At 65.2% G+C, this 11,104-nt stretch carries 8 protein-coding genes and 1 pseudogene; 1 reads left to right on the top strand and 8 read right to left on the bottom strand.

Translation table 11 applies throughout. The features are described 5' to 3' along the window. Nucleotides 1-33: 33 nt before the first annotated feature. The 6 genes and pseudogenes from DCD74_RS11710 to DCD74_RS11685 form a co-directional block, all read right to left on the bottom strand. Complete coding sequence (locus DCD74_RS11710; protein WP_162616008.1) at nucleotides 34-1,629, bottom strand: phosphoethanolamine transferase; 1,596 nt, start codon at nucleotides 1,627-1,629, stop codon at nucleotides 34-36. Nucleotides 1,630-1,705: 76 nt separating this feature from the next. Further along, a pseudogene (locus DCD74_RS11705) lies at nucleotides 1,706-4,912 on the bottom strand (efflux RND transporter permease subunit). Between the two features lie 13 nt (nucleotides 4,913-4,925). Further along, nucleotides 4,926-5,957: an efflux RND transporter periplasmic adaptor subunit gene (locus DCD74_RS11700; protein ID WP_112927459.1), complete on the bottom strand. Its 1,032-nt coding sequence runs from the start codon at nucleotides 5,955-5,957 to the stop codon at nucleotides 4,926-4,928. Beyond that, on the bottom strand, nucleotides 5,954-7,231 hold the full coding sequence (locus tag DCD74_RS11695; RefSeq protein ID WP_112927458.1) for a TolC family protein: 1,278 nt from the start codon (nucleotides 7,229-7,231) through the stop codon (nucleotides 5,954-5,956). Before DCD74_RS11695 ends, DCD74_RS11700 begins: the two co-directional genes overlap by 4 nt. Nucleotides 7,232-7,288: 57 nt before the next feature. After that, nucleotides 7,289-7,624 carry a hypothetical protein gene (locus DCD74_RS11690; RefSeq protein WP_112927457.1) on the bottom strand — a complete coding sequence of 112 codons (336 nt, stop codon included), beginning with the start codon at nucleotides 7,622-7,624 and terminating at the stop codon, nucleotides 7,289-7,291. A gap of 154 nt (nucleotides 7,625-7,778) precedes the next feature. Further along, the gene (locus DCD74_RS11685) at nucleotides 7,779-8,396 is read right to left on the bottom strand and encodes a cation transporter (protein ID WP_112927456.1); all 618 of its coding nucleotides are present in this window, start codon (nucleotides 8,394-8,396) and stop codon (nucleotides 7,779-7,781) included. A 59-nt stretch (nucleotides 8,397-8,455) separates the two neighbouring features. Between DCD74_RS11685 and DCD74_RS11680 the strand changes: the two genes are divergently transcribed. Next, a complete protein-coding gene (locus DCD74_RS11680) occupies nucleotides 8,456-8,857 on the top strand; it encodes a MerR family transcriptional regulator (RefSeq protein ID WP_112927834.1) in 402 nt (133 codons plus the stop codon). 115 nt (nucleotides 8,858-8,972) lie between these two features. Here DCD74_RS11680 and DCD74_RS11675 read toward each other — a convergent pair whose 3' ends face one another. Together DCD74_RS11675 and DCD74_RS11670 are read right to left on the bottom strand one after the other, a co-directional pair. Beyond that, nucleotides 8,973-10,409, bottom strand: coding sequence for an IS1182 family transposase (locus DCD74_RS11675; protein WP_112927455.1), 1,437 nt, complete (start codon nucleotides 10,407-10,409; stop codon nucleotides 8,973-8,975). Nucleotides 10,410-10,573: 164 nt separating this feature from the next. Continuing rightward, a complete protein-coding gene (locus DCD74_RS11670; RefSeq protein WP_223809396.1) occupies nucleotides 10,574-11,089 on the bottom strand; it encodes a DUF305 domain-containing protein in 516 nt (171 codons plus the stop codon). Nucleotides 11,090-11,104: the final 15 nt, after the last annotated feature.

Genomic DNA, 11,104 nt, shown 5'->3' with positions numbered 1-11,104 from the left:
ACCCGCGCCGGACGGGGATGCCTCGTGCCGGCGCTACACCGTTCGTTCCGGTGGGGGTCCGGTCGGCACGGCGCGCGCGCAACCCCGCAGCAGGTCGTGCGACGCCTGGTAGGGATCGGCGCGTACTTCCATCAGCCCCAATACGGTATGGAACAGGTTGTCATGTTCGACCGAACGCGTGGCGTTGCGTCGCAGGCACTGCAGGTCGATTCCGCGGGAGGCCTGCATGCCGGGAGAGAACCACATCACCATCGGCACTTTCAGTTGCACGTCCGGCGCGATCGGGTACGGAAGCCCGTGCAGGTAGATGCCCGCCTCACCGAGCGACTCGCCGTGATCGGACACATATATCAGCGCCGTGTCGACGGTGGACGTCGCGGCGAGCAGGTCGATTGTCCGCGCGAGGAGGCGATCGGTCGCCAGCACGGCATTGTCGTAGGCGTTGGTTATTTCTTGCCGCGTGCACCGGGCCAGTTCCGGCGTCCGGCAGTCCGGCTGGAACCGCCTCAGTTCCGACGGATAGCGGCGGTAATACGCCGGACCATGATAACCCAGCTGGTGCAGCACGATGATCCCGTCGCGGCGGGCAGAGCGCAGTCGGGCTGCGAGTCCGTCCAGCAGGATCTCGTCGCGACAGCCATCCATCGAGCAGTAGGGCGCGGTGCGCGCATCGCGGAACGACTCGAAGGCCAGCCCGTCGCAGACCCCTTTGCAGCCGGTCTGGTTGTCGCGCCAGAGCACGTCCACGCCAGCGCGCGCGAGGACGTGCAGGAGCGACTCGCTACGCGCAATCGCGCCCGCGTCGTACTCGTGGCGGCCCTGCATCGAGAACATGCACGGAAGTGACACCTCGGTGCTGCTGCCGCAGGCCGTCACGTCCGCGAAGTTGATCACCCCGCGACGCGCGAGCTCCGGCGTCGTCTGGCGGCGGTAACCGCTGAGGCCCCAGTTCTGCGCGCGCACGGTTTCGCCCACGACGAGCACCAGCACGTGCGGCCGCCCGCCGGGTGGATGAGGGACCTGGCTGACGTAGCGAGTGATCGGTGTGCGAGCCCCGCGGCGACCCCTGCCCCCGGCGAGCGCCTGCACCGTCGATACCAGCACGTTTGCGGGCGAGATCAGGTAGCGCACGTGCTTGTGTCCCCGCATCAGCGAGGCCAGGCTGTCGTAGGACGACACGAGCGCGAGCATCAGCACGCAGAACAGGCCCATCGTCCACAACATCCGGACGGAAAATGCCTGCGCCGGCGGACTCCTGCGCAGCGGCAGCCGGGCCACGATCAGCGAGGGCAGGCCGCCCAGCAGCGCCAGCGTGAGCCATAACCCCGGCGCGAGGTACTCGCCCGCCTCGCGCATGTCAGTGACCAGCACGTTGCGCATCATCGAGGTGTCGATGACCACACCGTAGCTCCAGGCGAAATACACCGCGCCGGCGTTGACGAAGAACAGCACGGGCAGGACCACGCGCAGGGTCCAGCGATTGACGATGACACCCAACAGGATCGCGTTGAGGGCGAACACGGCGACGGACAGCGCGGCGAACGCCCCCACACCCACCCGCAGGTGCAGCGCCTCCGGCTGCGAAAGCGCGCGCCAGACCAACGGCATCGAGCAGAGCGTGAACAGCAACGCCGCGCCGCCCGTGACCCAGCCGACCGGGACCCCGCGGGGCCCCGGTCTAAAGCGTCCAGTGGTGAGACCGGCTTCAGGCTGCACGGTGCGTCAGTTCCGGATGCTTGGGCTCGAGTGGCTCGTCGTTCTCCTTGTGCAACCAGCGATAGAGCACCGGTAGCACCAGCAGCGTCAGCAGCGTTGAGGAGACGATGCCACCGATCACCACCGTGGCGAGCGGCCTCTGGACTTCCGAGCCCGCGCCGACGTTCAGCGCCATCGGTACGAAGCCGAGCGATGCCACCAGCGCGGTCATCAAGACGGGCCGCAGGCGCCCGATCGCGCCTTCGAAAACCGCCTTGTCGAGCGGCACGCCCTGTTCCCGCAGGTTCTTGATGAAAAGCGATCATGACCAGGCCGTTGAGCACCGCCACGCCCGACAATGCGATGAACCCCACGCCCGCGGAGATCGAGAGTGGGATGTCGCGCATCCAGAGCGCGATGACGCCGCCGGTCAGTGCCAGCGGCACGCCCTGAACACGATGGTCGCGTCCTTGGCCGAGCCGAACGCCATGAAAAGCAGGCCGAAGATCACCACGAGCGTCACCGGCACCACGATCGCGAGGCGGCGACTGGCGGAGACTAGCTGCTCGAACGTGCCGCCATAGTCCAGCCAGTAGCCCTCGGGCAGGCGGATCTTGCTATCGATCTCACCTTGCAGCTCCTTGACGAAACCGCCCAGGTCCCGGCCCCGCACGTTGGCGGTGACCACGATGCGGCGCTTGCCGTTCTCGCGGTTGATCTGGTTCGGACCCAGCTGCGAGCGGATGGTCGCGACCTCGCGCAAGGGCACGGTGCGTGCTTCGCCACCGCGCCAACTCGCCTCGCGCCCCGCCTCGTCGCCCTCGCCCGTATTGGGTCCGAGCGCGATCGGCAGGTCACCGAGCACCGCGGAATCCTGTCGCACGTCTTCCGGCAGGCGCACGACCAGATCGAAGCGGCGGTCACCCTCGAACAGCTGACCCGCCTCCTCGCCGCCGATGGCAGTCGCCACCGTGTCCTGCACGTCGGACGGGTTGAGGCCGTAGTTGGCGAGCGCCTGTCGATTGGGCTCGACCGTCAGCAACGGCAGCCCCGTCACCTGCTCGGTCTTGACGTCTGCCGCGCCTTCCACCGAGTTCATCACCGCTTGCACCTGCGCTGCCGATCGAACCAGCTGATCGAGGTCGTCACCGTAGATTTTCACCGCGACGTCCGCGCGAACGCCGGAGATCAGCTCGTTGGTGCGCATCTGGATCGGCTGCGTCACCTCGTAGTTGTTGCCCGGGATGGTCTCCAGTACCTCCTGGACTTCCGCGACGAGCTCCTCTTTAAGCTTTCCCGGATTCGGCCAGTCTTCGCGGTCCTTTAGCATCACGAACGTGTCCGCGATCGACGGCGGCATCGGATCACTCGCCACTTCCGCCGTGCCAATCTTTCCGAACACCCGTTTGACCTCGGGCAGCTTTGCCAGCGACTTCTCCAGTGTTTCCTGCATTTCCAGCGACTGCGTGAGGCTGGTGCCTGGAATGCGCAGCGCCTGCACGGTGAGGTCGCCCTCGTCGAGGTTCGGGATGAATTCCGATCCCAACCGCGTCGTGAGCAGGCCCGACACGACGACCAATGCCAGCGCACCGCCGACCACGGGCCAGCGGTTGCGCAGCGTCCACGTCAGCAGCGGCAGGTAGCGCCGCGAGAACCACGCCATCACCTTGTTCTCGTGCTCGGCGACGCGGCCGCCGAGGAACAACGCGATCGCCGCCGGAACGAAGGTGAGCGAAAGCAGGATCGCGCCGGTCAGCGCGAGCACCACGGTGATCGCCATCGGGTGAAACATCTTTCCCTCGATGCCCGACAGCGCAAAGATAGGGAAATACACCGCGGTGATGATGCCTACGCCGAACAGGCTCGGGCGAATGACTTCTGCGGTCGCGCTGGCGGTCTCGTCGAAACGCTCTTCGTCCGTCATTGCGCGACCGAGTCGATGCTGCGCCTCGCCGAAACGTTTAAGGCAGTTCTCGATGATGATCACCGCGCCATCGACGATCAGCCCGAAGTCGAGCGCGCCCAGGCTCATGAGATTGCCCGACACCCCGCCGCGCACCATGCCGGTGAGCGTGAACAGCATGGCCAGCGGGATGACGGCCGCTGTGATCAATGCTGCACGGAAATTGCCCAGGAGCAGGAACAGCACCACGATGACGAGCAGCGCACCTTCGACAAGGTTCTTGGCCACTGTCTGGATGGTTCGGTCCACCAGCGAAGTGCGGTCGTAGACCGGTTCGGCGCGCACGCCCTTGGGCAGACTGGCATTGGCGGCGGCGAGCTTGGCGCCCGCGGCCTGCGACACGTCGCGGCTGTTGGCGCCGACGAGCATGACCACGGTACCGACGACGACCTCCTCGCCGTTTTCCGTTGCGGCGCCGGTGCGGAGCTCACGGCCCTCGCCCACCGTCGCCACGTCACGCACGCGGATCGGTACGCCCTCGCGTCGATCCAGAACGATGTTGCGGATGGCGTCGAGGTCATTGACCTGCCCCGGTACGCGCACGAGAAGTTGCTGCCCGTTGCGCTCGATGTAGCCGGCGCCGACGTTCTGGTTGTTGGCCGCGAGCGCGGTGACGATGTCCTCGAGCGTGAAGTCCAAGGCGACGAGTGCGGCCGGATCGGGCGTGATATGGATCTGCCGCTCAAAGCCGCCGATCGTATTGACCTCGGTCACGCCGGGCACGTTGCGCAGCTGGGGGCGGATCACCCAGTCCTGCAGCGTGCGAAGGTCGGTCGCCGTATACCGCGACCCATCCTTCTTGCGCGCGTCGGGCGCGGCCTTCACCGTGTACATGAAGATCTCGCCCATGCCCGTGGCGATCGGGCCCATTGACGGCTCGAGTCCCGCTGGCAGCTGGGAACGGGCCTGCTGCAGGCGCTCGGACACTTGCTGGCGCGCGAAGAAGATGTCGGTTCCGTCCTTGAAGACGACCGTCACCTGGCTGAGCCCATAGCGTGAGAGCGAGCGGGTGTAGTCAAGCCCGGGCAGGCCCGCGATAGCGGTCTCGATCGGAAAGGTGATCCGTTGCTCGGCCTCCAGCGGGGAGTAGCCCGGGGCCTCGGTGTTGATCTGCACCTGGACGTTGGTGATGTCGGGGGTCGCATCGATCGGCAGCTTGGTGAAGCTCCACACGCCGACGCCCACGAGCGCCAGAGTGAGAACCAGCATCAGCCACCGATGCGCGATCGCGAATCGGATGATTTTCTCGAGCATGGTCGCGGCCGCCTCAGTGGTCATGTTCGGCGGTCGACTTCTCGATGTCCGCCTTGATGAGGAAGCTCTGCTCGGTCACGACGACCTCGCCCGGCTTGAGGCCCGAAAGCACCTCGACGCGGCGTGCGTCGCGCTTGCCCAGCCGCACGACCCGCTGCGTGTATTTCTCGCCCGCCACGACATAGACCACGTCTTCCTCGCCGGCCTTCTGCACGGCCGTCAGCGGAATCGTCATGGCCGTGGCCTGTTCGTCCACCGTGATGCGAGCACGCACCGCCGAACCCGGGCGCCACATGCCGTCCGAATTCCTGATCCGCGCCCGGGCGACCGTGCTCTGGCTTGCGGTGGCCGTGCTGGGCAGGATGCGTTCGATGCGGGTCTCGGCGGTCTCGCCATCGCTCATGCGCGTGATGACCACGGCGTTGCCTGGGCCGATGTGTTGCGCATCCCGGCCGAAGACATGCAGGTCGACCCACAGGTCGCCGAGATTGGCGATCTCATACAGGGCGAAGCCTTCGGTGGCGACAGCGCCCACCGATGCGTCGCGCGCGAGGACGACGCCCGAGATCGGCGCGCTCACCGTGTAGGTGGTCAGGCTCAGGTTGCTCTCGATCGTGGCCAGCGGCTGGCCCGCGCGCACCGTGTCGCCCACGTTCGCGCGAAGCGAGCGGATAGGCCCTGGGAATCGCGCCTGCACCTTGGCGATACTCCCCTCCACCGGCGTGAGCAGGCCCTGCACCTCGTGCTGGTCGGCGATCGAGCCGGCGGTGACGCGCTCGGTGCGGATGCCCAAGGACGCGGCGCGCTGCGCGGGGATCTTCGTCGAAGGCACCTCCTCGGCGTGCCCTTCGCCGTCACCAGGCTTCTCGCCTTCGGCGTGCTCTTTGCCCTCGCCGGGCTTTTCGTCTTCGGCGTGCTCCTCGCCCTCGGCATGTTCGTCGGCGTCGCTTTGCGTCGCTTCGGTCTTGGGCGAGCTCTTGTCGCCGCAACCGGCGAGGGCCAGCGCGCACGCCAGCGTCAGGATCGTCAGGGGGGAACGGCTCACGGGGTCTCTCCGGGCAAGCGCTCGCCAGGACCTGCCACGAAGGGCTGGCCTGTCAGGCGCTGGATTTCGATCAGGGCGCGCTGGGCTTCCAGCGCGGCTTCAAGTTGCTGCTTGCGGGCATTGGTGCGTTCGGACTGCAACTGAGCCCATTCCAGATAGCTGATGGCACCGGCGCGGTACGCACGCTCGGCGGCCGCTTCGGCGCGCCCAAGCTTGGGGATCACGTCGCTCGCCAGACGCCGCACCTCCAGTTGCGCGGACAGGAACCGTCCGTGCGCGTCGGCGAGGGTGGAATACAGGGAAATATTGCGGCTCTCGCGCTCGATTTCGAGCAGCTCGAGCTCCGCTTGTGCTACACGGATCTCCGGTTGGGCACGCGTACGCGCGCCCAGCGGAACCGAGGCGCTGGCGACGAAACCGAAATCATCGGTCGCCTGCAGGCGACGCACGCCCACCTGCCAGTCGATGTCGGGCGTGGCTTGCGTGCGGGCAAGCTGCAAGCGGGCCTCGCGGATGCGCTGCTCGCTCGCGAACTGTGCGATCTCCGGCGTCCGCGTCAGCCAGGTCGACAGCTCCTCGAAGGCTGCGATCTTCGGCAGAACCAGCGGATTGCTGGTGACCACCTGGAAGTCGGGGTCGCGCTCGCCCCAGAGCGCGGCCAAGTGCTGGCGGGCACCGGCCTCCCGTTGGGCGGCCCGTGCCCGCTCGAGCTCCGCGCGCGCAAGCATGGCTTCCGCGGTCAGAACGACGGACTCGGGCGAGGCACCCGCCACCAGTCGCTCGCGCGCTCCCGCCACGGTACGGCGACGCTGGCCGATGTCCAGGTCGGCGATTTCGCGCTGCTTCTGCGCCGACACCACTGCCAAGTACCGGCGGGCGACCTCAGCCAGTAGGTCCAGGCGCTTGCCTTCGCGCTGGATGGCCAGCGAATCGATCCGCGACTGCACTAAGGCGCGGCGCGCGTCGAGCTTGCCGCCACGCTCGAGCACCGACGCGAGCGTGAGCGTGAGCTCAGTGCCCGACAGGCCGCTGGCCTCTCCGGTGCCCAGGATATTTTCGGCCGAAGCGCCTATGCGCAGCGGAGGCCGGAAGCTGGCCCGGTCGAGTTCGGCGGTGAGCACATTGCGCTGGCCACCGGCCAAGCGCAGGTCAGGATGGGCTTGCTCAACGCGCGCAAACGCATCGTCGAGGGTCAAACGGTCGGCAGCGGATGCGGAAAATGCGAACAGCATCGCTGCGACGCACGCGGCAACGGCCGCGAGTCGCAAACGCATGGGGATACTCCGGGAAAGAAAGACGAAAACAGCGCGCCGGCATTGCCGGCGGGTTCGTCAAACCCGGATGGGGGGTCGAAAAGGCGATCCGCGGGCGCCCGCGCCGTGCGTCGTCACCTCGGGGCACGCCGCGAGCGAACTCCGCGGCTTTACCGCCGGAACGAACAACCCTTCCGCCGTCGCCACCGACAGCTGGGCACAACAGTGTGCGAATTCAAGCAGGGCATGCCCCACGGACTGCTCGTCGGACTCATCGTCCCCCGCTGTCCCACCTGTTTCGCTGACGTAGGCGTGCCGACCAGTGGGATCGTGCGCAAGCTCGTGCGCCTCGCCGATCGCCGCGAGCACGGGCCGCGCCATCATGCTGAGCGCGAGCAGCGCCAACGCGAGCATGCGCAGCGCACTTCCCCTACGTAGGCGATTCAGTTTCAACACGGCAAATAGATTAGACGATTATCAAGCTGAACACTATTCCAAAAGGCCGCCAGCCCCTATCTGATACTGGTTTAAGGGTACGGCGGCGGCGGTGCTTGCTTTACGGCGAGGCTCAACCGTCTGCCTTGGGGGCGCTGCCGCGCGCGCGGCGCGCTTCCACAAGGATCTCGACGGCCTCCTTGACTACATAGAGCCCGATCAGCGTGCCGATGCCGTAGTCAGGAAGGGGTGAACGCAGCCAAAACACGAGGATCCCCGCCAGAACGACGCCGATGTTCGCGACGACGTCCGCTCGGGTGAAGATCCAAGTGGCACGAAGATGGACGTCGCCCGACTTGAGCGGAGCGAGCATCCGAAGCACCGACATGTTGACAATCAGCGACAGGATCGCCGTCCCGATCATCCAGCCACTGGCGGGCTCGGCGCCGTAGATCACCCGTCGCCCCACCTCGAACAGCACGCCGAGACCGAGGAGCAGCAGCGCAGCGCCGCTGAGCATGGCGGCATTGGCCTTGAAACTCGCGGCGCGGCCGATGGCGACCAGGCCGATGGCGTAGGCCGTGGCGTCCGACAGCATGTCGAGCGCATCGGCGAGCAGGCCTGTGGACTGGCCGATCCAGCCTGCGATACCGCCGACGACGGCCATCGTCGCATTGAGGGCAAGCGCGATTGTCAGGATCTTGCGCTCCTGAGCATTTTTCGCTTCGTGGTGGCAGCCGCAGTCGCTCATCGTTGTCCGGGGTTGGCTCGGACTACATACTAAAGTCCGTAGCCACTACAGGGTCAACCATGAAGATCGGGGAAGTGTCCGCCTCCAGCGGCTGCCACATCGAAACAATCCGCTACTACGAGCGGATCGGCCTGATGACCGCACCCGACCGAACGGCGAGCGGGTATCGGCAATATCGCGACGCCGACATTGATCGCCTCCGCTTCATAACGCGCGGCCGTGCGCTCGGCTTCAGCCTCGAAGAGTTGAAGAGCCTGCTGCGGCTAGCGGAGGAATCCCAGCTTTCATGCAGCGATGTGGATCGCTTGGCACGGATCCATCTCGTGGATATCCAACGGCGTCTCGCCGATTTGCAGCGCATGGAACGCGAGCTTCAGCGCACGATCGAAAGCTGCAGCGGGCGGGAGCGTGCAAGCTGCAGCATTCTTGGTGCTTTGAAGGCCGACACATCCAGTATGTAACGCAATGTGCGATGTCCGCTTCTGGCCGAGGCTGTGTAAAAACGCGTTGGAACAGGACTCACGACACCGACGTGGCCAGTTCGAGCAACCAGCGTGCAGCAAAAGAACGTGATGCTCAGGCCGCGATGGCCCGCACCATGCCTTGAGTACCCACGATCTTGATCATCCGTTTCATGTTGTAGGCCAACACCGCCAAGCTGACCTCGCTTCTTACCTTTGGAAGGGTCTTGGTCAGCAATGGCGTAGTGCCAAGCCATGATTTGAGCGTGCCGAAGACATGCTCCACCGTCTGTCTTCGCACCACTGCAGCTTGTGGCCTTGCATCCAGCAGCATCTGCATTCGCTCGAGCACGTGTTCGTGCTCCCAGCGGGTGATTCGTCTATAGCTCGCGGTCGTGCATTTCATCCGCATCGGGCAGCGGGGGCAGGCGGATGACCAATACTTGTGCAGGGTCAGGCCCTTTTCTTCGGCCGTGAAGCGATGGATCGCCCTTTCGCCTGCTGGACATTCGTACTCATCCGCGGCTTCGTCGTAAATGAAGTCCCGCTTGTCGAACCGGCCTTCGGCCTTGCTGTTCGACGTGAGCGGCTTGGGCACCAACGGAATGACGCCTGCCTCCTCGCACGCCAGGATCTCCGGTGCATTGAAGTAGCCACGATCTGCCAGCGCCGTCATACGTTCGGTGCCAAGGGCTTCCCTGGCCTTCGTTGCCATGCGCGAGAGCTGCGCGCGGTCGTGGCCGTCGTTCGTCACGTCATGAGCGACGATCAGATGATGCTTGGCGTCGACCACCGCCTGGACGTTGTAGCCAACCGTGCCTGTGCCCCGACCGCTTGACGTCATTGATCTTGCGTCCGGGTCCGTCAGCGAGATCTGGTGATCTGGTGCGGCCTCAAGCTGCTTTTCGATGGCATCAAGCTTCTCCATCTGCGCGCGCAGCTTCGCCAGCTTGTCCTTCAGATGTGGTGCACGCCCCTCCGGCAGCAAGGCAGGGTCGCGGTCCGCTCGGTCCAGTTCGGCGAGGTATCGCGCAACGCTCTCCTCCAACTGCTGCCGGCGTCCTCTGACCTTACCAACGGTGAAGTTGCGGTCCCGGCTGTTCACCGCTTTGAGCTTGCTGCCATCGATCGCGACGATGGCATGCGAGAAGACCTTCATGCTCCGGCACAGCGCAACGAACCGGCTGCACACGGCCGTGATTGCAGCGCCGTTGTCCTTGCGGAAGTCGGCGATGGTCTTGAAGTCCGGTGCCAGTCGTCCGGTCAGCCAGATCAGCTCCAGATTCCGTTGCGCCTCCCGCTCCAGGCGACGGCTGGACTGGATGCGGTTGAGGTAGCCATAGATGTAGATCTTGAGCAGCACCGCGGGGTGATACGCAGGACGGCCACCGGCCACGCGATTGGCGGCCTCGAAGCCAAGTTCGCTCAGATCGAGTGCTTCCACAAAGGCATCAACCACCCGAACGGGGTTGTCCTCATGGACGAAGTCTTCCAGCCGATCAGGGAGCAGAAGCCCTTGGGAACGATCAACGCCATCCACGAATCGCTTCATGCAGAGCACCCATCAGCCGGTGCTCAGATCATGCCAGTGGAGGCGGGCTTTTCACACAGCCTCGGCCGATAGCGGACGCACGGTGGCAAGCGACTCTCCAAGTCCCATCGGGTTTCAATCCAATGCCGAGCGACTGCAGGCCAGCCCGCTTTAGCGGGCCAGATCTATCGGGCAAGCAATGCCCTCATGCGAGCGATCTCTTCTTCCTGTGCCTTGACTATGCCCTCGCACAGGGCCCTCACGTCAGGCTTGGTGAGCGACGCTTGTTCGCACATGAGAATGGCGCCGGCGTGGTGAGGGATCATCGATTTGAGGAACTGACGGTCTCCGACCCCAGCTTGGGCACGAATGCCAAACCAGCAAGCTGCCAGAACGACTGCACCCAACAAAACTATCGTGATGTTCTTGCGCTTATCTGGGTACATACGCCCCATCAGCGCAATCTCGAGTATGGCCATTGGTGCTGTCATCAGCCCAGCCATGTAGAACTGGTTGATGTTGGGAACCGCGTTGCCGAGTCGGTCGACCATGGCGTACATCAGCACGTACATCGCGACGAACGACAGCGCCAGCATCCATGCGAAGCGGCTGTAGTGACCATCGCCAGAGCCATGCGCCATCGGCGTGGCAGCGGCGCCATGGTCGACGTGCCCTGCATTCTTAGACGTTTGCTTTTCCATGGAGCCTCCTGATGT

Origin of the sequence: Lysobacter oculi (genome assembly GCF_003293695.1) — a bacterium.
GTDB classification, from domain to species: Bacteria; Pseudomonadota; Gammaproteobacteria; order Xanthomonadales; family Xanthomonadaceae; genus Solilutibacter; species Solilutibacter oculi.
This window is presented reverse-complemented; position numbering and strand designations above follow the sequence as displayed.